The organism is Kitasatospora sp. McL0602 (genome assembly GCF_052076145.1).
Taxonomy (GTDB): domain Bacteria; phylum Actinomycetota; class Actinomycetes; order Streptomycetales; family Streptomycetaceae; genus Kitasatospora.
Genome location: NZ_CP197246.1, coordinates 6,363,054 through 6,383,616 on the forward strand (window position 1 = coordinate 6,363,054; position 20,563 = coordinate 6,383,616).

Below are 20,563 nucleotides of genomic sequence, written 5' to 3' on the forward strand. Positions count from 1 at the left end.
GCGCCCTTTCAGGTTCGGGTGGCCCGGGTGCGTCTGATCGAACGTCGTGTGGGACGATGCTCGCTCACACCGCCGACGTGAAGAGGACCGCCTGGTGGAAGACCCGAGCCAGCCCGAACTCCAAGCACACGCCCGGCCCGGCTTCCGGCACTGGGCCCTGGTGGCCGCCGCCTGTGCCGCCGTCATAGCCGCCGCGCTGGCGGCGAGCCCCGCCGCAGGCCGTACGACCCCGACCGGCACCACGCCGAGAGCCCTGCCGACGGCTGCCGCGCCGGACCCGGCAAAGGCTCAACTTCCCCTTGACTGCGGCCCGTTCCCGGTCACCGTCGCGCTCAGCTTCAGCGCCCTGCTGGACGGCCTGCCGAGCACCGTCGTGGCCGCCCACTGCGCGGCCCCCAACGGCACCCCGAGCGATGCCGTCTTCCTGCTCACGCCGGGCCCGACCGTCCGCGCGACGCTGCTCGGCGAGGCCGACGGACTCACCGTCACGGCCCTGAAGCTGCGCTCGGACGGCACCGTCACCGGCCGCGCCAAGGGCTACTCCAGCGACGACGTGCCGCGTTTCGCCCCCGACCTGCTGCTCGACCTCACCTGGAGCCACAACGGCACCGGCTGGGACCTGACGAAGTCCAAGGCCCCAGCCGTCACCGGCGTCTAGGCCCGCGCGCCGGCGGGCCGCGGGCTACTCGGCGTCAGGTCCGAAGACCTCGACCGAGTCCCGCACCCGCCGGACGTGGATGCAGTCACCCGGGCAGTCCTTCGCCGAGTCGACCACGTCCTGAAGCAGGGTCAGCGGCACCGGCGCGGTCTCGCCGGGCAGTTGGCGCAGCTCGTCGTCGGTGCCCTTCACGTAGGCGAGCCCGTCGATGTCGAGTTCGAAGACCTCGGGGGCGTACTGGACGCAGATCCCGTCCCCTGTGCAGAGGTCCTGGTCGATCCAGACCTCGAGCTCCTCGCCCGATACGCCTGCCACAGTTCCGCCGGTCGCCGACATGTCCCCTGCCGTTTCTGTCCCAGGACGCCCCTGATTGGGGCATTCCTGCCATTCGTACAACGATCCGACCGGATTCCACGGTCACGATCGGGTATTGACTCGACCGACCATACATCTGGTCCGCTTTGAGCGTTGAGCGGTGGGTATGACTGCACTCAGGGGAAGCATGCAAGGGCGAAGATCGGACACGCCCGTTCCATCTTTCTGATCTAGGGGTTTACGAACCCCTGGTCCCAGGTAGGGTCTGGAAGCGTCCAGCTCCCCCCGGAGGAGGTGAGGACCGTGGCAGCCCACGATGACGACTACACCCGCAGCACCGGTAAGCCCGCTCGTGGTTCCGACGAGGCAGCTCAGCTCTCGTACCTCGAGCAGGAGATCGCCGTCCTGCGCCGCAAGCTCGCCGACTCGCCGCGCAGCTCAAGGGTTCTTGAGGAGCGCATCGCCGAGCTGCAGACCAACCTGGCCGGCGTGACGGCCCAGAACGAACGGCTCGTCTCCACCCTGCGCGAGGCCCGCGACCAGATCGTGGCCCTCAAGGAGGAGGTGGACAGGCTGGCCCAGCCCCCGGCGGGGTTCGGCACCTTCCTCAGCCAGAACGAGGACGGCACCGCCGACATCTTCACCGGAGGCCGCAAACTCCGCGTCAACGTCAGCCCCAGCGTCGATCTTGACGACCTCTGCCGTGGGCAGGAGGTGATGCTCAACGAGGCCCTCAACATCGTGGACGCAATGGCCTTCGAGAGCATCGGTGACATCGTCACCCTCAAGGAAGTGCTGGAGGACGGCGAACGCGCCCTGGTCACCGGCCACACCGACGAGGAGCGGGTGGTCCGGCTCGCCGAGCCGCTGCGCGACCTCACCCTGCGCTCCGGCGACGCCCTCCTGCTCGAACCCCGCTCGGGGTACGTCTACGAGGTCGTGCCCAAGTCGGAGGTCGAGGACCTGGTCCTCGAAGAGGTGCCGGACATCGACTACCGGCAGATCGGCGGTCTGGCCAACCAGATCGAGCAGATCCGTGACGCGGTCGAGCTCCCGTACCTGCACGCCGACCTCTTCAAGGAGTACGAGCTGCGCCCGCCGAAGGGTGTGCTGCTCTACGGCCCGCCCGGCTGCGGCAAGACGCTCATCGCCAAGGCGGTCGCGAACTCGCTGGCCAAGAAGGTCGCCGAGGTGACCGGCCAGCCCCAGGGCAAGAGCTACTTCCTGAACATCAAGGGCCCCGAGCTGCTCAACAAGTACGTCGGGGAGACCGAGCGGCAGATCCGCCTGGTCTTCCAGCGGGCCCGGGAGAAGGCGAGCGAGGGCACCCCCGTCATCGTCTTCTTCGACGAGATGGAGTCGCTCTTCCGCACCCGTGGCTCGGGGGTGAGCTCGGACGTGGAGAACACCATCGTGCCGCAGCTGCTCGCCGAGATCGACGGTGTGGAGGGCCTGGAGAACGTCATCGTGATCGGCGCCTCGAACCGCGAGGACATGATCGACCCGGCCATCCTGCGCCCCGGCCGGCTCGACGTGAAGATCAAGATCGAGCGGCCGGACGCCGAGGCCGCGAAGGACATCTTCTCCAAGTACCTCAAGGACTCGCTGCCCTTCCACCCGGACGACCTCAAGGAGCACGGCAGCTCCGTCGGGGCGACGGTGGACGCGATGATCCAGGCGGTCGTCGAGCGGATGTACACCGAGACCGAGGAGAACCGCTTCCTGGAGGTCACCTACGCCAACGGTGACAAGGAGGTCCTGTACTTCAAGGACTTCAACTCCGGCGCGATGATCCAGAACATCGTCGACCGTGCGAAGAAGATGGCCATCAAGGACTTCCTCGACCACGGTCAGCGCGGCCTCCGGGTCTCCCACCTGCTCGCCGCCTGTGTGGACGAGTTCAAGGAGAACGAGGACCTGCCCAACACCACCAACCCGGACGACTGGGCCCGGATCTCCGGCAAGAAGGGCGAGCGGATCGTCTTCATCCGCACGCTCGTCACCGGGAAGCAGGGCGCCGAGTCCGGCCGCTCCATCGACACTGTCGCCAACACGGGGCAGTACCTGTAAGAGGGACCGGTACGAGCTGTCCTCACCCACCGTCCGGCTGCGGCGCCACGAGCCCCGCAGCCGGACGGCGCGTCTGGGGACGGTCGTCGCGCTTCGGAGCACCATAGGTACGTCAGCACCCTGCCCGGTGGGGGCCGGGCGCAGGGCAAGGAGGGCCGCATGACCGTACGGCGCGTGATGGGGATCGAGACCGAGTACGGGATCTCCGTACCCGGACACCCGAACGCCAACGCCATGCTCACCTCGTCCCAGATCGTCAACGCGTACGCGGCGGCGATGCACCGGGCGCGGCGGGCTCGCTGGGACTTCGAGGAGGAGAACCCGCTGCGCGACGCGCGCGGCTTCGACCTCGCGCGGGACGTGGCGGACTCCAGCCAGCTCACCGACGAGGACATCGGCCTGGCGAACATCATCCTCACCAACGGCGCCCGGTTCTACGTCGACCACGCGCACCCCGAGTACAGCTCGCCCGAGGTCACCAACCCGCGCGACGCGGTGCTCTGGGACAAGGCGGGCGAGCGGGTGATGGCCGAGGCGGCGGCCCGAGCGCTGGAGCTGCCGAACGGCCAGAAGATCAACCTGTACAAGAACAACACGGACAACAAGGGCGCCTCCTACGGCACCCACGAGAACTACCTGATGCAGCGGGCCACGCCGTTCGCCGACATCGTCCGCCACCTCACCCCGTTCTTCGTCTCCCGCCAGGTCGTCACCGGCGCCGGCCGGGTCGGGCTCGGCCAGGACGGCTCCGCCGACGGCTTCCAGCTCACCCAGCGCGCCGACTTCTTCGAGGTCGAGGTCGGGCTGGAGACGACGCTCAAGCGCCCGATCATCAACACCCGGGACGAGCCGCACGCAGACGCGGACAAGTACCGCCGCCTGCACGTGATCATCGGCGACGCGAACCTCTCGGAGATCTCCACCTACCTCAAGCTCGGCACCACCTCGCTGGTGCTGGCGATGATCGAGGACGCCTTCATCGCCGTCGACCTCGCCGTCGACCAGCCCGTCCGCACCCTGCACCGGGTCTCCCACGACCCGTCGCTGCAGCACCTGATCACGCTGCGCAGCGGCCGCAAGCTCACCGCCGTGCAGTTGCAGATGGAGTACTGCGAGCTGGCCCGCAAGTACGTCGAGGACCGCTGGGGCCAGGACGCCGACGAGCAGACCCTCGACGTGCTGGCCCGCTGGGAGGACGTGCTGGGCCGGCTGGAGCGCGACCCGATGAGCCTGTCCAAGCAGCTCGACTGGGTCGCCAAGAAGGAGCTCCTGGAGGGCTACCGGCAGCGCGACGGCCTGGACTGGGACAACTCCCGGCTCCACCTGGTCGACCTCCAGTACAGCGACGTACGGGCCGACAAGGGCCTCTACAACCGCCTGGTGGCCAGGGGCCGGTTCGAGCGCCTGGTGACGGAGGAGGAAGTCCTCAGGGCCGTCGGCAAGCCCCCGGAGGACACCCGCGCCTACTTCCGCGGCCGCTGCCTGGAGCAGTACGCCGAGCACGTCGCCGCGGCCTCCTGGGACTCGGTCATCTTCGATCTGCCCGGCCGGGACTCGCTCCAGCGGGTGCCGACCTTGGAGCCGCTGCGCGGCACCCGCAACCACGTCAAGGAACTGCTCGACCGGTGCCGCACGGCGGAGGACCTGCTGCGGGTGCTCTCCGGCGGCTGATGCCGTGACCGGCGCCGTGTGACTGATGCCGTGTGACTGATGCCGAGCCGTGACCTTTCGATCACCAGGGGTGAATGCGCCCCGGGTGGGAATCATTCAGGGGAGTGCGGAGCGTTCTACTGGAACTGGGGGGCGATTCGCGCCCCTGCTGTATAGGGTCTGAGGAAGTGGCGCAGACGGCAGCGCAGACCTAACCGTGCCAGACGAGTCGAGCGGGGTGAGGAAAATGGCGAGCAAGGACACCGGTGGCGGCCAGCAGCGGGCGAACCGCTCCTCCGAGGAGGTCGAGGAGCAGGCTGCGGAGACGCAGAACTCCGACGACCTCAAGGAGCGCCAGGAAAAGCTGAGTGACGACGTCGACGCGGTGCTGGACGAAATCGACGACGTGCTGGAGACGAATGCCGAGGACTTCGTGCGGCAGTTTGTCCAGAAGGGCGGCCAGTAGCCTGTATGCCCGATTCCGATAATCGGGCCTGACACGGGCTCCGTTCGCGCGCGGCAATTCCTCACGGGTTGTCGCGCGCGAACGCATCGTATTACGGCCGAGCACTGCTACTGGATGAGCACTGCTGGATGAGCAGAATCGGACGGTCCTGGAGGTTGGCCCCACGCCGACCGGGTATGGTCCGGGGCATCCTCTGTTGATCTACCTGGAAGGAATCGAGTGGAAGCCAACACTGGTGGCACCGGGCGTCTACCGGCTGCCTTCCTGACCCCAGGGTCCTCGTCGTTCATCGACTTCCTGGCCCAGCACTCGCCGGGGCTGCTGCCCGGCGGCCGCTCCCTCCCCGAAGGGATGACGATCGAGGCGCCGCACGGCACCACCATCGTCTCGGCGGTCTTCGACGGCGGCGTGGTGCTGGCCGGCGACCGCCGGGCGACGATGGGCAACGTCATCGCCCAGCGGGACATCGAGAAGGTCTTCCCGGCCGACGAGTACAGCGCCGTCGGCATCGCCGGCACCGCCGGCCTCGCCGTCGAGATGGTCCGGCTCTTCCAACTGGAGTTGGAGCACTACGAGAAGATCGAGGGCACCGTCCTCTCCCTGGAGGGCAAGGCCAACCGCCTGACCACGATGATCCGGGGCAACCTCGGGATGGCCATGCAGGGCCTGGCGGTCGTGCCGATGTTCGCCGGCTACGACCTCGACCTCGACCGGGGCCGGATCTTCACCTACGACGTCACCGGCGGGCGCTCCGAGGAGCGCGGCTTCGCCGCCACCGGCTCCGGTTCGGTCTTCGCCCGGGGCTCGATGAAGAAGCTCTACCGCGACGGCCTGACGGCCGACCAGGCCGCCATGCTCGTCGTCCAGGCGCTCTACGACGCCGCCGACGACGACTCGGCGACCGGCGGCCCGGACCTCGCCCGGAGGATCTTCCCGATCGTGTCGGTGATCACCGACAGCGGCTTCCGCCGGCTGTCCGACGACGAGGTCGGCGCGATCGCCGTCGCCGTCACGGACAAGCGCCGCGAGCAGCCCAACGGCCCGCAGGCCCCGCTCATCTGACTCCGCCACCTCCACTACGAGAAAGGGACGACCGCCGGTGTCCACACCGTTCTACGTCTCGCCTCAGCAGGCCATGGCGGACCGCGCGGAGTACGCCCGCAAGGGCATCGCGCGCGGTCGCAGCGTGGTCGTGCTCACCTACGCCGACGGCATCCTCTTCGTCGCGGAGAACACCTCCCGCGCGCTGCACAAGGTCTCCGAGATCTACGACAAGATCGCCTTCGCCGCGGTCGGCCGCTACAACGAGTTCGAGAACCTCCGGATCGGCGGCGTCCGCTACGCCGACCTTCGGGGCTACTCCTACGACCGCGCCGACGTGACGGCCCGCGGTCTGGCCAACGTCTACGCCCAGACGCTCGGCACCATCTTCTCCTCGGTCGGCGAGAAGCCGTACGAGGTCGAGCTCGTGGTGGCCGAGGTCGGCAAGGGCGTCGAGGACGACCAGATCTACCGGCTCACCCCGGACGGCTCGGTCGTCGACGAGCAGAACACCGTCGTGGTCGGCGGCAACGCCGACTCCATCGGCACCTACCTCAGCCAGACCCACCGGGTCGGGATGACCCTCCCCGAGGCCCTCAAGGTCGCCGTCGACGCCCTCGCCAGGGACCCCAACGGCGGCACCGCGCGGACCCTGACCACCGAGCAGCTCGAGGTCGCCGTCCTGGACCGCCAGCGGCCCCAGAAGCGCAAGTTCAAGCGCATCCTCGGCGGCCAGCTCACCCGCCTGCTCGAAGGCGACGACACCCCCGAGGACGCCCCCGAGGTGGCTGCTGCCGCCGATGACCCGGACGTCGGCGAGCTGCCGGACGCCGCCGAGTAGCCCGGTCGCGTGAATCCCGTACGGAGGCAACAGCCGCCGTGCGGGATTCCCGTGCGTCTGCGGCGAGTTGACCGAGCGCCGTGATGGGATCGACATCTCGTAATGGGGTTTCGCAAGGCCCCGAAAAGAGAAAAGATGCCTCATGGACCGCCGAATTTTCGGGCTGGAGAACGAGTACGGTGTCACGTGTACGTTCCGGGGACAACGACGTCTGTCTCCTGACGAGGTGGCCAGGTACCTCTTCCGCCGAGTAGTTTCCTGGGGCCGCAGCAGCAATGTCTTCCTGCGCAACGGTGCCCGCCTGTACCTCGACGTCGGCTCGCACCCCGAGTACGCCACGCCCGAGTGCGATGACGTCACGGAGCTGGTGACGCACGACAAGGCGGGCGAACGCATCCTCGAAGGCCTCCTGGTGGACGCCGAACGGCGCCTGCACGAGGAGGGCATCGCCGGGGACGTCTACCTCTTCAAGAACAACACCGACTCAGCCGGGAACTCCTACGGCTGCCACGAGAACTACCTGGTGGCCCGGCACGGCGAGTTCTCCCGGCTCGCCGACGTGCTGATCCCCTTCCTCGTGACGCGCCAGCTGATCTGCGGGGCCGGCAAGGTGCTGCAGACGCCGCGCGGTGCGGTCTTCTGCGTCAGCCAGCGGGCCGAGCACATCTGGGAGGGCGTCAGCTCCGCCACCACCCGCTCCCGGCCGATCATCAACACCCGCGACGAACCGCACGCCGACGCCGAGCGCTACCGGCGGCTGCACGTCATCGTCGGTGACTCCAACATGTCGGAGACCACCACCCTGCTCAAGGTCGGCGCCACCGACCTGGTGCTGCGCCTGATCGAGGCCGGGGTGGTGATGCGTGACCTGACACTGGAGAACCCGATCCGGGCCATCCGGGAGGTCAGCCACGACCTCACCGGCACCCACCAGGTGCGGCTCGCCAACGGCCGCGAGGCCAGCGCCCTGGACATCCAGGAGGAGTACTACTCCAAGGCACTGGAGTTCGCCGACCGCAAGGGAATCAACGAGGGCACCATCGGCCGGGTGCTCGAACTCTGGGGCCGCACTCTGGAGGCGGTCCGCACGGAGGACCTCTCCAAGGTCGACACCGAGATCGACTGGATCATGAAGTACCGGCTGATCGAGCGGTACCGGGCCAAGCACGACATGACGATGTCGAACCCGAGGGTGGCCCAGATCGACCTCGCGTACCACGACATCCACCGCCGCCGCGGCCTGTTCTACCTGCTCCAGAACAAGGGCCAGGCCGAGCGGGTCACCACCGACCTCAAGACCTTCGAGGCCAAGTCGGTGCCCCCGCAGACCACCCGGGCCCGGCTGCGCGGCGACTTCATCCGCCGGGCGCAGGAGCAGCGGCGGGACTTCACCGTCGACTGGGTGCACCTGAAGCTGAACGACCAGGCGCAGCGCACGGTGCTCTGCAAGGACCCGTTCCGCTCGGTGGACGAGCGGGTGGAGAAGCTGATCGCCGGTATGTGATCGGGGTGTGACCGTGCGGTGCGGGGGCGGTGACCGGGTGCTGATGCCCGGTCACCGCCCCCTTCCCGTGCGGCTGCGCCTCCCCATCTCGGGACGAATCGGGCCATAGGCTGACGGTCACCACCGACCGACAGTTAGGAACCCCGACCGTGCGACGTCTCGCCGGGTTGCTCGCAGTGCTGCCCGTACTCCTGCTGGCCGCGTGCAGCAGCGGCTCGTCCTCCTCGGCCGGGGCCTCGCCCTCCGGCACGGCCTCGGCCTCGGCCGTCGCGGTGCCGACGCCTGTCGCCTCGGCCGCGCCGATGCCCACCGTGACGGGCGACTTCGGCACCAAGGCGACGATCACGATCCCGTCGGGGCAGCCGAGCGGGCAGTTCGTGGTGAACACGGTGAGCGAGGGCGACGGCGCGGCGGTCGCCAAGAACGACTGGGTGACGATCAACTACACGGCGAAGGACTGGACCACCGGCAAGGACCTGACCAGCTCGTACGACTCCGGCCAGAAGCCGCAGCTCTACCAGGCGGCCAGCGGACAGTTGGTGCCCGCCTTCGACACGAGCGTGCTGGGCAAGAAGGTCGGCAGCCGGCTGCTGGTGGTGGCACCCCCGGCGGCGGGCTTCGGCGGCCAGGGCAGCAGCAACCTCGGGGTCGGTGCGGGGGACACGGTGGTCTTCGTGCTGGACATCATGGAGGACGTGCCGCAGGACTCGACCATCGCGGGGGCGATCACCCAGCCGCCGGCGACCTCGCCGCAGGTCAAGGACAACGGCAAGGCAGCCCCGACGATCACCGTCCCGGCCGGGCCGCCGGCGCCGCCCACCGACCTGCAGAAGTTCGTGCTGGTGAAGGGCGACGGCAAGCCGGTGCAGTCCGGCCAGACCCTGGTCGTCCAGTACACCGGAGTGCTGTGGAGCAACGGCCAGCCGTTCGACTCCTCCTGGAGCCACGGCGGCGCGCAGGCGCTCCAGGTCGGCACCGGCAGCCTGATCAAGGGCTGGGACGAGGGACTGGTCGGCCAGACCGTCGGCAGCCGGGTCGAGCTGGTGGTGCCGCCGGGCCTCGGCTACGGCGACAAGGCGCAGTCCTCGGTGCCCGCGAACTCGACGCTGGTGTTCGTGATCGACATCCTGGAGGCCGTCTGAGATGCTGCCCGCCGCGGGCCCTCATCTTCACCTGACATACTGCTGCCCCTCAGCACTGTGCTATGTGTCGGCGGGCCCCCGGATGAGGGCGCAGCACGGCCGGATGGATGGGGAGTCATGTCTGATAAAACGTCGAGCCCGGGAGAGGCCGGCACCGCGAACGGCACCGCTGCCGGTGACCCGGCCGCCTCGCGGCCCGGCGGCCCGCTGCCGGGCGATGGTGAGTCGATCGTCGTACCACCGTCGATCCTGAAGCAGCAGGCGGGCTGGGGCGGTGCCCCGGCCGAGCCGCGTGACGCCGCCAAGGACGACGAGCCGCAGGTGTTCGCGTCGACCGTGCGGAAGAAGGACTTCTCCGAGGCGGGGTACGACGAGAACCCGCCCGGGGCCGGGAAGCTGGGCGTGATCCTCGGCACGGTGCTCGCCCTGCTGCTGGTCGGCAGCGGCGTCACGCTGTACATGGTGAACAAGCCGAGCTCCTCGACCAAGGCCAAGGCCGCGGACGCGGCGCCGAGCACCCCGGCCGCGCCCACGCCCGACCCGGTGCCGCCGATCAAGGACAGCGCCAAGGTGCTGCCGACGATCACCGGCGACTTCGGCAAGAAGCCGACGATCGAGGTGCCCAAGGAGGCGGCCGACGGCTCCTTCGTGGTCAAGCAGATCAGTGAGGGCGACGGCCCGAAGGTCGACAAGGGCGCCTGGGTGACGGTCGACTTCGCGGCCAAGGACTGGGCCACCGGCAAGGACATCGCCGGGTCGTACGACAACGGCAAGCCGCAGCTCTACCAGGCCGGCTCGGGCAAGCTCATCCCGGCGCTGGACAGCGTCGTGACGGGCCACAAGGCGGGCAGCCGCCTGCTCGTGGTGGCGCCCCCGGCGGCCGCCTTCGGTACCCAGGGCAACAGCGGCATGGGTGTCGGCGCGACCGACAACCTGGTCTTCGTGGTCGACATCAAGCAGGCGACCGCCCCCGACGCGACGGTCAGCGGCGACATGACCGACCCGCCGGCCGGCTTCCCCAAGGTGAAGGACAACGGCAAGAAGGCCGCCGACATCACCCCGGAGCCGGGCGCGGCCGAGCCGACCGAGCTCAAGTCGGCGGTGCTGATCCCCGGTAAGGGCCGCAAGGTCGAGTCGGGCGAGAAGGTCGTCGTCCAGTACACCGGCGCGCTCTACAAGGACGGCAAGAAGTTCGACTCCTCGCTCGACCGGGGTCAGGCCTTCAGCTTCGTCACCGGTGGCGGCAGCGTCATCGAGGGCTGGGACAAGGGCGTCGTCGGCCAGACCATCGGTAGCCGGATCGAACTCGTGATCCCGCCGTCCCTCGGTTACAAGGACCAGGCCTCGGGCCCGATCCCGGCGAATTCGACACTGGTGTTCGTGATCGACATCCTGGATGCGGGTGTCGGCGCGGCCGACAGCTAGCCTAGGCAGGTCGGGCGGCAGACACCCGTAGCGTGGTCCCCGAGACGGGGCGGCGGTGCGGGTGTCTGCCGCTCAGTCATGCACACAATGCCGAGTGAGAAGAGAGTTGTCGTGACCGACAAGACGAAGCCCGAGATCGACTTCCCGGGTGGCGAGGCTCCGAAGGAGCTGCAGATCCGCGACATCGTCGTGGGTGAGGGCGCCGAGGCCAAGTCCGGTGCCATGGTCGAGGTCCACTACGTCGGTGTCACCTTCGAGACCGGCGAGGAGTTCGACGCCTCCTGGAACCGCGGCCAGAGCTTCCGCTTCCCGCTGGGCGGCGGCCGGGTCATCAAGGGCTGGGACCAGGGCGTCCAGGGCATGAAGGTCGGCGGCCGTCGCGAGCTGGTCATCCCCGCCCACCTGGCGTACGGGAACCAGTCCCCGAGCCCGCTCATCCCGGCCGGCTCGACCCTGGTCTTCGTCGTGGACCTGCTCGGCGTCTGACGCCGTCCTAGCTGACGACCACCTGAGCGTCACCCGAGGGCCGTACCCCGCCGAGCGCGGGGTGCGGCCCTCGACTTTCCCCAGCTTTCCCCCGTACGGCCGGTAACGGTACGGTCGGGTCCGCCGGATCAAGACCGTCCGGCGCACGCGTCGTACGGAAAGGTCAGCGATGGCGATCGCCAAGGCGGAGCGGCTGATGAATCTCGCCCTGTGCCTGATGAACACCAGACGGCCGCTCTCGAAGAGGGAGCTGCGGGAGTCCGTCGAGGCGTACCGCGAGGCCTGGCAGCAGGGCAGCGAGGACGCCTTCAACCGGATGTTCGAGCGGGACAAGGACGACCTGCGCGAACTCGGCCTGGTCATCGACGTCGACGAGAACGCCCTCGACGGCGAGGTCGGCTACCTCGCCCGCCGCGACCGCAACCGGCTGCCCGAGATCGCCCTGGACGCCGAGGAGGCCGCCGCCCTGACGCTGGCCGCCCGCGTCTGGCAGCAGGCCAAGATGTCCGGCGCCGCCAGCGGCGCCCTGCAGAAACTGCGCGCCGCCGGGGTGCCGTTCACCGAGGACACCGAGCACAGCGCGCTCCAGCCCCGCATCCCGGCCCGGGAGGCCGCCTTCGAGCCGCTGCTCGTCGCCGCCCGGGACCGCCGCCCCGTCAGCTTCGAGTACCGCAAGGCCGGGGCTGCCGCGCCCGAGCTGCGGGCCGTCGAGCCCTGGGCGCTGGAGTGCTGGCGCGGCCACTGGTATCTGGCCGGCTGGGACCGCGACCGCGCCGCCGCCCGGGTCTTCCGGCTCAGCCGGATCACCGGCAAGGTCCGCTCCCGGGCGGGCCGCTTCACCGGCGAGGTGCCCGGCCACGTCGACGTACGCGCCGTCGTCGCCGCCTTCGCGGGTGAGGGCGCCACCGCGACCGCGAAGATCCGGCTGCGCAAGGGCGCCGGCTTCCCGCTGCGGACGAAGGCGCTGGCCGTCGGCTCGGTCGACGAGCAGTGGGACGAGCTGGAGATCCCGTACGGCAACGGCCTGGGCGCCGATCTCGCCGAGTTCGGGCCCGACCTGGTCGTGCTCGGGCCGGACGACCTGCGGGCGGATGTCATCGACCGGCTGCGTGCGGTGGCCGGGCTGGGGATCGAGGGAGCACGGGCATGAGCAACGCCATCGACCAGACCAGGCGGATGCTCTCGCTGGTCACCTACCTGCGCGAGCGCCCCGGCGCCGAGGTCGCCGAGGTCGCCCGCGCCTTCGGCATCACCGAGCGCGAGCTGATCGACGACCTGAACGTGCTGCCGATGTGCGGCACAAGCTTCCGGGGCGGTGACCTGCTCGACATCGACACCGACGGCGAGCGGATCTGGTGGCACAACGTCGACGACGTCGCGCAGCCACTGCGCCTCGCCGCCGACGAGGCGACCGCCCTGCTCGTCGCCGCCCGCGCCGTCGCCGGGCTGCCGGGCCTGCGCGAGCGGGACCGGCAGGCGCTCACCCGCGCCGTCACCAAGATCGAGAACGCGGCCGGCGAGAGCGCCGAGTCCAGCGCCCGGATCGGCGTGACCTTCGAGGCCGAGGGCCAGGTCTTCGCCGACATCGACCGCGCGCTGAGCGAGGGCCGGCTGATCTGGCTCCGCTACTACTCGCACGGGCGCGGCGGCATGACCGAGCGCGAGGTCGACCCGATCCGCCTGGTCACCGAGGGCCACACCTACCTGGAGGGGTGGTGCCGGGTCTCCGAGGACCGCCGCCTCTTCCGGCTCGACCGGGTCGCCGAGATCAAGATCCTGGACGAGCCCGCCGACCCGCCCCGGCTGGAGCCCCGCGACCTCTCCGCCGGGCTGGTCAGCCCGGCCGCCGACGACCCCGAGGTCGTCGTCGAGGTCGGCCCCGGCGGCCGCTGGGTCGCCGAGTACTACACCCACGACAGCGCCGAGGAGCTGCCGGACGGCGGCCTGCGGATCACGCTGCGCAGCGCCGATCCGGCCGGTCTGCGCCCGCTGGCCCTGCGGCTCGGCCGCGAGGGCCGGATCGTCGCACCCGCCGAGCTGGCCGAGCAGGCCCGTGCGGCCGCGCTCGCCGCGCTCGACGGCTACCGGGACGGGGCCTGAGCGGTGACCGAGGGCACCAGATTCCAGGTCTACTGCTCCGACTGCCGGGCCAAGGTCGAACTGCCGGTCCCGGCCTTCCGGCTCGCCCTCGGCGCCACCCCGGAGCGGACCTTCTACAGCTTCGGCTGCCCGGAGTGCGGCGCCGCCGTCCGCAAGCCGGCCGGTGAGAAGATCGTCGCGGCGCTGACCGGGGCCGGGGTCAGCACCATGCGGCTCGTACCGGCCGAGGGGTGAACCGGTGAACTGGACGATCGTCGCGGCGGTGCTGCTCTCCACGGCGGGCCTGCTGGTGCTCGGCGCCCTGGCCTGCCGCCTCTGGCTCGACGTCCGCGGGCTCGCCCGCGAGGTCGAGTCGGCGGTGCGGGCCCTGGAGGCCGGGCGCGGCTCCGGTCAGGGCGTCACCGGAGCATGATGGGAGGCACAGCCGACGAAGTGGGTGGGCCGGGGTTGCCTCGTGGTCACCGGCACGGGCTACCATCGCCCGCAGTGGGGGAGTGCTTCCCCTACGAGGAAGGTGGTCGCACATGAGGATCTCGCCCACCGCGATCCTGGTGCTCGTGGTCTTTGCCGTGCTGCTCTTCGGCGCGAAGAAGCTGCCCGAGCTGATGCGCAACCTCGGCAAGTCGGCCCGCATCCTCAAGACCGAGGTCAAGGCCCTGCACGAGGACGGCACCGAGCCCGCACCGCAGCCGCAGGCCGAGGCCCCGAAGGCGGTGAAGGCCGCTCCGGGTGACCCGGGCACGGCCGCCCGCCCCGTCGCCGAGCCGCAGGACGCGCCACCGCGCGACTGAGCGCACGGCAGTCCGTCACCGGAGCCCGCCACCCGGCGAGCTCCCCGCACGAGTTGAGGACCGGGGTTGAGCAAGTCGTCCAAGCCGTCCAAGGACCCCGAGGGCCGGATGGCCCTCGCCGACCATCTCCGTGAGCTGCGGAGCCGGTTGGTGAAGTCCGTCCTGGCCATCGTGCTGCTCACGATCGTCGCGCTGTACTTCCACACCGAGATCGAGAAGTTCCTGCTGAAGCCGCTTCCGCAGTGCACCCCGGGCACGGCGCAGACCTTCAAGGGCAAGTGCGCGCAGGTCTCGAACATCGGTCTGACGACCCCGTTCACCTGGACGCTGAAGGTCGCCCTCACGGCGGCGGTGGTCGCCACCGTGCCGATCTGGCTGTACCAGCTGTGGGCGTTCGTCTCGCCGGGCCTGCACCGCCACGAGCGCCGCTACGCGCTCGGCTTCCTGGCCGGCGGCGTGCCGCTCTTCCTGGGCGGTGTGACCACCGCCTACCTGCTGCTGCCGACGACCGTGCAGGTGCTGATCTCGTTCAGCCCGAACGGCACGACGCCGATCCTGCCGCCCGAGGACTACTTCGACATCGCGACGCGGCTGCTGCTCGTCTTCGGCTGCGCCTTCGAGTTCCCGCTGCTGCTGGTGATGCTGAACTTCGCCAACGTGCTCAGCGGCAAGCGGCTGCTCGGCTGGTGGCGCGCCATGATCATGGGCATCACGGTCTTCGCGGCGTTCGCGACCCCGAGCACCGACCCGCTCAGCATGCTGGCGCTGGCCGCGCCGATCTGGCTGCTCTACTTCATCGCCGTCGCCATCGCGATGGTCAACGACCGCCGCCGGGCCCGCCGCAACCCGGACGCGGACCTCGACGACGAGGAGGCCTCGCACCTGGACCTCAGCGTCGAGCAGGTCGACTCCGCCGAGTCGGTCACCGCGTCCGACGCTCCGGCCGCTCCGGCGCCGGTGCCGGGTGCCCGTCGTGAGCAGATGGACGACATCACCTGACAGGCCCGTCACACACGGTCCTAGGGGCGCGGGGATTTTCCCCGCGCCCCTTTGTTCGTAAGTGGTGGATCTCGTTTTTTACGTGCTCTTGGCAACAGTGACTGCAGTGTGACATATTACTGCCGTGTCCAAGAGATCCCCCCACGACGTCGTGGTGATCGGCGCCGGAGTCGTCGGCGCCGCCTGCGCGTACTACGCGACCCGGGCCGGCCTGGCCGTCGCCGTCGTCGACCGCGGTCCGGTCGCGGGCGGCACCACCGGCGCAGGTGAAGGCAACCTGCTGGTCTCCGACAAGGAGCCCGGCCCGGAGCTGGACCTCGCGCTGTACTCGACCCAGCTCTGGCGCGAGCTGGCGGAGGAGATCGGCGAGCAGACCGAGTACGAGCCCAAGGGCGGCCTGGTGGTCGCCTCCGGCGAAGCCGGGATGGACGCGCTGCGCGCCTTCGCCGCCCACCAGGGCAAGGCCGGGGTCGAGGCCGCCGAGATCCCGGGGGAGCGCCTGCACGAGCTGGAGCCGCACCTGGCCCCCAGCCTGGTCGGCGGCTTCCACTACCCGCAGGACGCCCAGGTGCAGCCCGCGCTGGCCGCCGCCCACCTGCTGCGCGCCGCCCGCCGGGCCGGCGCCGAGCTCTTCCTCGGCGAGGCCGTCACCGCCGTCCGCACGGGCCCCGGCGGCGCCGTCACCGGCGTCACCACCGAGCGGCGCACCCTCGACGCCCCGGCCGTGGTCAACGCCGCCGGGACGTGGGGCGGCGCCGTCGCCGAGCTGGCCGGTGTGGCACTGCCGGTGCTGCCCAGGCGCGGCTTCGTCCTCGTCACCGAGCCGCTACCGAGGATCGTCAGGCACAAGGTCTACGCCGCCGACTACGTCGCGGACGTGGCCAGTGGCTCGGCCGCCCTCCAGACCTCCCCCGTGGTCGAGGGCACCCCCGCCGGGCCGGTGCTGATCGGCGCCAGCCGGGAGCGGGTCGGCTTCGACCGCACGCTCTCCGTGGAGGTGCTGCACCGGCTCGCCGCCCAGGCCGCCGCGCTCTTCCCGGTCCTCGCCGAGGTCGCCGTGCAGCGCGCCTACCGGGGCTTCCGCCCCTACCTGCCGGACCACCTGCCCGCCATCGGCGCCGACGCCCGGGTGCCCGGCCTCTACCACGCCTGCGGCCACGAGGGCGCCGGCATCGGGCTCGCCCCGGCCACCGGCGAGCTGATCGCGGCCCAGCTCTCGGGCGCACAGCCCGCGCTCGACCTGACCCCCTTCCGTGCCGACCGCTTCGGGACCGCCTGATGAGTACTCGCACCCCCGCCTCGCTGGTCGGCGCGCAGCCCGAGACGGCGCACACCTTCGACTTCGACGGCCGCACGATCCCCGCCCTGCCCGGCCAGAGCATCGCCGCCGCCCTCTGGGCGCAGGACATCATGGCCTGGCGCACCACCCGGGTCGGCGGCAAGCCGCGCGGCGCCTTCTGCGGCATCGGCGTCTGCTTCGACTGCCTCGCCACCGTCAACGGCCGCCCCAACCAGCGCACCTGCCTGCTGCCCGCGCAGCCCGGCGACACCGTCACCACCCAGGAGGGCCACGGCCGTGCCGACCTCGCCATCTGAGCCGTCCGGGCTCGACCGGGCCGCGGAGCCGTACGACCTCGCGGTGATCGGCGCGGGCCCGGCCGGGCTCGCCGCCGCCGTGACCGCCGCCGACCTCGGCCTGCGCTGCGCCCTGCTGGACGCGGGCCCCCGCCCCGGCGGCCAGTACTACCGCCACCCGGCGCCCGGCCTGAAGGCCGCGCACCCGGAGAAGCTGCACCACGGCTGGTCCGCCTTCGCCGGCCTCTCCGCCCGGCTCCGGCGGCACACGGCGGTCGGCCGCCTCGACTACCTGACCGGCCACCACGTCTGGACGGCCGAGCGCTCCGAGCTGTGGCGCCTGCACTCCGAGGGCCAGGCCGTCGTGCAGGCCCGCGCGGTGCTGCTGGCCACCGGCGCGTACGAGCGTCAGCTGCCCTTCCCCGGCTGGACGCTGCCCGGGGTGGTCACGGCGGGCGGTGCGCAGGCCATGCTCAAGGCGGGCCTGGTGCTGCCGGGCCGCAGGGTCGTGGTCGCGGGCAGCGGCCCGCTGCTGCTGGCCGCCGCCGCCTCGCTGGTCACCGCAGGGGCTGCCGTCCCGGCCGTGGTCGAGGCGACGGACTACCTCGGCTACGCCCGGGGCCTGACCACCCTCGCGGCCAACCCGGCCAAGCTGGTCGAGGGCGCCGAGCACGGGGCGAAGCTGCTGCGGCACGGCGTCCGGCTGCGGCGCTCCAGCGCGGTGGTCGAGGCGCACGGCACCGACCGGGTGACGGCCGTGACGATCGCCCGGCTGGACCGTGACTGGCGCCCGGTGCCCGGCACCGAGCGCCGGGTCGAGTGCGACGCGGTGGCGGTCGGCCACGGCCTGGTGCCGCAGATCGAGCTGGCCACCGAGCTGGGCGCCGAGACCCGCGTCACCCCCGACGGCACCGTCGCCCTGAAGGTCGACGCCGAGCTGCGGACCAGCCTGCCGGGCCTCTGGGCGGCGGGCGAGACCTGCGGGGTGGGCGGCGCCGACCTGGCGATCGCCGAGGGCGAGCTGGCGGCCCGCTCGGTCGCCGGGAGCCCCGTACCCGCAGCCCTGCGGGCCCGGCAGGGCCGCCGCCGGGCGTTCGCCGAGCTGATGGCCGCCGCGCACCGGCCGGGCCCCGGCTGGACGGAGTGGCTGCGGCCGGAGACGGACGTCTGCCGCTGCGAGGAAGTCCCGGCCGGGAAGATCCGTGAGGCGGTGGAGGAGCTCGGCGCGAGCGACGCCCGTACCGTCAAGCTGCTCACCCGGGCCGGGATGGGCTGGTGCCAGGGCCGGATGTGCGGCGCCGCCGTCGCCTGCCTGGCCGGGGAGACCACCCCGCGTGCCGACAGCCGACCGCTGGCCTGCCCCGTGCCGCTGGGGCAGCTGGCCGACCTGACCGACTGACCGAACCTTCGGACGGGCGAGCCTCTTGTGGCTTCCCTGTTCGCTACAATAAAATGTCACACCTCACTACTAGGGAGTTGTCCCCGTGTCTCTCGCCACCCACGAGCCCGCCCGCCCCTGGCGCGGCATCATGGTCGCCACCACACTGCCGCTGCGTGCGGACCTGTCGGTGGACTACGACGCCTACGCCGAGCACGTCCGCTGGCTGATCGACTCCGGCTGCGACGGCGTGGTGCCCAACGGCTCACTCGGGGAGTACCAGACGCTCACCGCCGAGGAGCGCGCCCGCGTGGTCACCACGGCCGTCGAGGCCGCCGGTGACGGCTCGCGCGTCATGCCCGGCGTCGCCGCCTACGGCAGCGCCGAGAGCCGCCGCTGGACCGAGCAGGCCGCCGAGGCCGGTGCCGGGTCCGTCCTGCTGCTCCCGCCGAACGCCTACCGCGCCGACCACGCCGCCGTCCGCGCCCACTACGGCGAGGTCGCCAAGGCCGGCGTGCCGATCGTCGCGTACAACAACCCGATCGACACCAAGGTCGACCTCGTCCCCGAGCTGCTCGCCCAGCTGCACGGCGACGGCTCGATCGTCGCGGTCAAGGAGTTCAGCGGCGACGTCCGCCGGGCGTACGAGATCGCCGAGCTGGCCCCCGGCCTCGACCTGCTGATCGGCGCCGACGACGTCCTGCTGGAGCTGGCCCTGGCCGGCGCCGTCGGCTGGATCGCCGGGTACCCGAACGCGCTGCCCCAGGCCTCCGCCAAGCTCTTCCACGCCGCCGTCTCCGGCGACCTGGAGACGGCGCTGCCGCTCTACAAGGCGCTGCACTCCCTGCTGCGCTGGGACTCCAAGACGGAGTTCGTCCAGGCCATCAAGCTCTCGATGGACATCGCCGGGCGCCCCGGCGGCCCCGTCCGCCCGCCGCGCTTCCCGCTCTCCCCGGAGATCGAGGCGGCCGTCCGCGCCGCCACGGAGAAGGCCATCGCCGAGGGTCTCGTCTAACACCCCGGTGCACCGCCAGAGGCCGGCTGCGGGGGCAGCCGGCCCTCCCGTACCCTTCCTTCCGACCTGGGGAGAAAAGTCATGCGCAGCCGTCACGTCTTCCACGCCGTCGACTCGCACACCGAGGGCATGCCGACCCGGGTCGTCACCGGCGGGTTCGGGGTCATCCCCGGCGCGACGATGGCCGAGCGCCGGGTGCACTTCCAGGAGCACCTGGACCACTTCCGCACCCTGCTGATGTACGAGCCCCGGGGCCACGCCGCGATGAGCGGCGCGATCCTCCAGCCGCCGACCCGGCCGGACGCCGACTTCGGCGTGCTCTACATCGAGGTCTCCGGCCTGCTGCCGATGTGCGGGCACGGCACCATCGGGGTCGCCACCGTGCTGGTCGAGACCGGCATGGTCGACGTCGTCGAGCCCGTCACCACCGTCCGGCTGGACACCCCGGCCGGGCTGGTCATCGCCGACGTACAGGTCGAGGACGGGGCCGCGAAGGCCGTCACGATCCGCAACGTCCCCTCGTACTCCGTCGCCCTCGACCGCAAGATCGAGGTGCCCGGCTACGGCACCGTCGGCTACGACCTCGCGTACGGCGGCAACTTCTACGCGATCCTGCCGCTCGCCGAGTTCGGGCTCCCCTTCGAGCGCGAGCGCAAGCAGGACATCCTGGACGCCGGGCTGGCCCTGATGGACGCGATCAACGCGGCCGACCGCCCCGTGCACCCCGAGGACCCGTCCATCCACAGCTGCCACCACGTCCAGCTGCTGGCGCCGGGCTCGACCGCCCAGCACTCCCGCCACGCGATGGCGATCCACCCCGGCTGGTTCGACCGCAGCCCCTGCGGCACCGGCACCTCCGCCCGGATGGCCCAGCTGCACGCCCGGGGCGAGCTGCCGATAGGCCAGGACTTCCGCAACGACTCCTTCATCGGCACCACCTTCACCGGCCGCCTGGTCGAGGAGACGACGGTCGCGGGAATCCCCGCCGTGATCCCCACCGTCACCGGCCGCGCCTGGCTCACCGGCACCGCCCAGTACTTCCTCGACCCGTCGGACCCCTTCCCGGCCGGTTTCCTGCTCTGAGGGCCGCCCCCAAGGTTCACCAAT

22 protein-coding genes are annotated in these 20,563 nt (G+C 71.1%); 21 read left to right on the forward strand and 1 reads right to left on the reverse strand.

Annotation, left to right across the window (positions count from 1 at the left end):
- Window positions 1-94 precede the first annotated feature (94 nt).
- Window positions 95-658 carry a hypothetical protein gene (locus ACR68M_RS28845; RefSeq protein WP_441247076.1) on the forward strand — a complete coding sequence of 188 codons (564 nt, stop codon included), beginning with the start codon at window positions 95-97 and terminating at the stop codon, window positions 656-658.
- Between the two features lie 24 nt (window positions 659-682).
- Here ACR68M_RS28845 and ACR68M_RS28850 read toward each other — a convergent pair whose 3' ends face one another.
- Window positions 683-973 (reverse strand): ferredoxin, encoded by a 291-nt coding sequence (locus ACR68M_RS28850; RefSeq protein ID WP_441247077.1) that lies wholly within the window; start codon window positions 971-973, stop codon window positions 683-685.
- Window positions 974-1,276: 303 nt separating this feature from the next.
- Between ACR68M_RS28850 and arc the strand changes: the two genes are divergently transcribed.
- The 20 genes from arc (at window position 1,277) to ACR68M_RS28950 (ending at window position 20,539) form a co-directional block, all read left to right on the forward strand.
- Window positions 1,277-3,043, forward strand: coding sequence for a proteasome ATPase (gene arc / locus ACR68M_RS28855; RefSeq protein WP_441247078.1), 1,767 nt, complete (start codon window positions 1,277-1,279; stop codon window positions 3,041-3,043).
- 159 nt (window positions 3,044-3,202) lie between these two features.
- Complete coding sequence (gene dop, locus ACR68M_RS28860) at window positions 3,203-4,714, forward strand: depupylase/deamidase Dop (RefSeq protein ID WP_441247079.1); 1,512 nt, start codon at window positions 3,203-3,205, stop codon at window positions 4,712-4,714.
- A 226-nt stretch (window positions 4,715-4,940) separates the two neighbouring features.
- The gene (locus ACR68M_RS28865) at window positions 4,941-5,159 is read left to right on the forward strand and encodes a ubiquitin-like protein Pup (RefSeq protein WP_441247080.1); all 219 of its coding nucleotides are present in this window, start codon (window positions 4,941-4,943) and stop codon (window positions 5,157-5,159) included.
- A 219-nt stretch (window positions 5,160-5,378) separates the two neighbouring features.
- Complete coding sequence (prcB, locus tag ACR68M_RS28870) at window positions 5,379-6,221, forward strand: proteasome subunit beta (RefSeq protein WP_441247081.1); 843 nt, start codon at window positions 5,379-5,381, stop codon at window positions 6,219-6,221.
- A 37-nt stretch (window positions 6,222-6,258) separates the two neighbouring features.
- Entirely contained in the window at window positions 6,259-7,041 is a 783-nt protein-coding gene (prcA, locus tag ACR68M_RS28875; RefSeq protein WP_441247082.1) for a proteasome subunit alpha, read from the forward strand.
- A gap of 142 nt (window positions 7,042-7,183) precedes the next feature.
- On the forward strand, window positions 7,184-8,545 hold the full coding sequence (gene pafA / locus ACR68M_RS28880) for a Pup--protein ligase (protein ID WP_441247083.1): 1,362 nt from the start codon (window positions 7,184-7,186) through the stop codon (window positions 8,543-8,545).
- 149 nt (window positions 8,546-8,694) lie between these two features.
- Window positions 8,695-9,687, forward strand: coding sequence for an FKBP-type peptidyl-prolyl cis-trans isomerase (locus tag ACR68M_RS28885; protein ID WP_441247084.1), 993 nt, complete (start codon window positions 8,695-8,697; stop codon window positions 9,685-9,687).
- A gap of 117 nt (window positions 9,688-9,804) precedes the next feature.
- Window positions 9,805-11,112, forward strand: coding sequence for an FKBP-type peptidyl-prolyl cis-trans isomerase (locus ACR68M_RS28890; RefSeq protein WP_441247085.1), 1,308 nt, complete (start codon window positions 9,805-9,807; stop codon window positions 11,110-11,112).
- 87 nt (window positions 11,113-11,199) lie between these two features.
- The gene (locus ACR68M_RS28895; RefSeq protein ID WP_441247086.1) at window positions 11,200-11,598 is read left to right on the forward strand and encodes an FKBP-type peptidyl-prolyl cis-trans isomerase; all 399 of its coding nucleotides are present in this window, start codon (window positions 11,200-11,202) and stop codon (window positions 11,596-11,598) included.
- Window positions 11,599-11,767: 169 nt separating this feature from the next.
- A complete protein-coding gene (locus tag ACR68M_RS28900) occupies window positions 11,768-12,748 on the forward strand; it encodes a helix-turn-helix transcriptional regulator (protein WP_441247087.1) in 981 nt (326 codons plus the stop codon).
- The gene (locus tag ACR68M_RS28905; RefSeq protein ID WP_441247088.1) at window positions 12,745-13,698 is read left to right on the forward strand and encodes a helix-turn-helix transcriptional regulator; all 954 of its coding nucleotides are present in this window, start codon (window positions 12,745-12,747) and stop codon (window positions 13,696-13,698) included. The genes ACR68M_RS28900 and ACR68M_RS28905 overlap by 4 nt, the downstream gene beginning before the upstream one ends.
- A gap of 3 nt (window positions 13,699-13,701) precedes the next feature.
- On the forward strand, window positions 13,702-13,932 hold the full coding sequence (locus ACR68M_RS28910; protein WP_441247089.1) for a hypothetical protein: 231 nt from the start codon (window positions 13,702-13,704) through the stop codon (window positions 13,930-13,932).
- Window positions 13,933-13,936: 4 nt separating this feature from the next.
- Entirely contained in the window at window positions 13,937-14,110 is a 174-nt protein-coding gene (locus ACR68M_RS28915; protein ID WP_441247090.1) for a hypothetical protein, read from the forward strand.
- A gap of 112 nt (window positions 14,111-14,222) precedes the next feature.
- Complete coding sequence (tatA, locus tag ACR68M_RS28920; RefSeq protein ID WP_441247091.1) at window positions 14,223-14,489, forward strand: Sec-independent protein translocase subunit TatA; 267 nt, start codon at window positions 14,223-14,225, stop codon at window positions 14,487-14,489.
- A gap of 66 nt (window positions 14,490-14,555) precedes the next feature.
- A complete protein-coding gene (gene tatC / locus ACR68M_RS28925; RefSeq protein ID WP_441247092.1) occupies window positions 14,556-15,488 on the forward strand; it encodes a twin-arginine translocase subunit TatC in 933 nt (310 codons plus the stop codon).
- 124 nt (window positions 15,489-15,612) lie between these two features.
- The gene (locus ACR68M_RS28930; RefSeq protein ID WP_441247093.1) at window positions 15,613-16,767 is read left to right on the forward strand and encodes an NAD(P)/FAD-dependent oxidoreductase; all 1,155 of its coding nucleotides are present in this window, start codon (window positions 15,613-15,615) and stop codon (window positions 16,765-16,767) included.
- On the forward strand, window positions 16,767-17,084 hold the full coding sequence (locus ACR68M_RS28935) for a (2Fe-2S)-binding protein (protein WP_441247094.1): 318 nt from the start codon (window positions 16,767-16,769) through the stop codon (window positions 17,082-17,084). Before ACR68M_RS28930 ends, ACR68M_RS28935 begins: the two co-directional genes overlap by 1 nt.
- Entirely contained in the window at window positions 17,065-18,462 is a 1,398-nt protein-coding gene (locus ACR68M_RS28940; protein ID WP_441247095.1) for an FAD-dependent oxidoreductase, read from the forward strand. Before ACR68M_RS28935 ends, ACR68M_RS28940 begins: the two co-directional genes overlap by 20 nt.
- A gap of 130 nt (window positions 18,463-18,592) precedes the next feature.
- Window positions 18,593-19,456: a dihydrodipicolinate synthase family protein gene (locus tag ACR68M_RS28945; RefSeq protein WP_441251741.1), complete on the forward strand. Its 864-nt coding sequence runs from the start codon at window positions 18,593-18,595 to the stop codon at window positions 19,454-19,456.
- An 81-nt stretch (window positions 19,457-19,537) separates the two neighbouring features.
- Window positions 19,538-20,539 (forward strand): proline racemase family protein, encoded by a 1,002-nt coding sequence (locus ACR68M_RS28950; RefSeq protein WP_441247096.1) that lies wholly within the window; start codon window positions 19,538-19,540, stop codon window positions 20,537-20,539.
- Window positions 20,540-20,563: the final 24 nt, after the last annotated feature.

Excerpts from the sequence above, each read along its gene's own strand:
- ACR68M_RS28895 (WP_441247086.1), top strand. The coding sequence starts at position 11,200 with ATGCCGAGTGAGAAGAGAGTTGTCGTGACCGACAAGACGAAGCCCGAG.
- pafA (WP_441247083.1), top strand. The coding sequence starts at position 7,184 with ATGGACCGCCGAATTTTCGGGCTGGAGAACGAGTACGGTGTCACGTGT.
- ACR68M_RS28865 (WP_441247080.1), top strand. The coding sequence starts at position 4,941 with ATGGCGAGCAAGGACACCGGTGGCGGCCAGCAGCGGGCGAACCGCTCC.
- ACR68M_RS28935 (WP_441247094.1), top strand. The coding sequence starts at position 16,767 with ATGAGTACTCGCACCCCCGCCTCGCTGGTCGGCGCGCAGCCCGAGACG.
- tatA (WP_441247091.1), top strand. The coding sequence starts at position 14,223 with ATGAGGATCTCGCCCACCGCGATCCTGGTGCTCGTGGTCTTTGCCGTG.
- dop (WP_441247079.1), top strand. The coding sequence starts at position 3,203 with ATGACCGTACGGCGCGTGATGGGGATCGAGACCGAGTACGGGATCTCC.
- ACR68M_RS28890 (WP_441247085.1), top strand. The coding sequence starts at position 9,805 with ATGTCTGATAAAACGTCGAGCCCGGGAGAGGCCGGCACCGCGAACGGC.
- ACR68M_RS28950 (WP_441247096.1), top strand. The coding sequence starts at position 19,538 with ATGCGCAGCCGTCACGTCTTCCACGCCGTCGACTCGCACACCGAGGGC.
- ACR68M_RS28905 (WP_441247088.1), top strand. The coding sequence starts at position 12,745 with ATGAGCAACGCCATCGACCAGACCAGGCGGATGCTCTCGCTGGTCACC.
- ACR68M_RS28900 (WP_441247087.1), top strand. The coding sequence starts at position 11,768 with ATGGCGATCGCCAAGGCGGAGCGGCTGATGAATCTCGCCCTGTGCCTG.
- ACR68M_RS28945 (WP_441251741.1), top strand. The coding sequence starts at position 18,593 with ATGGTCGCCACCACACTGCCGCTGCGTGCGGACCTGTCGGTGGACTAC.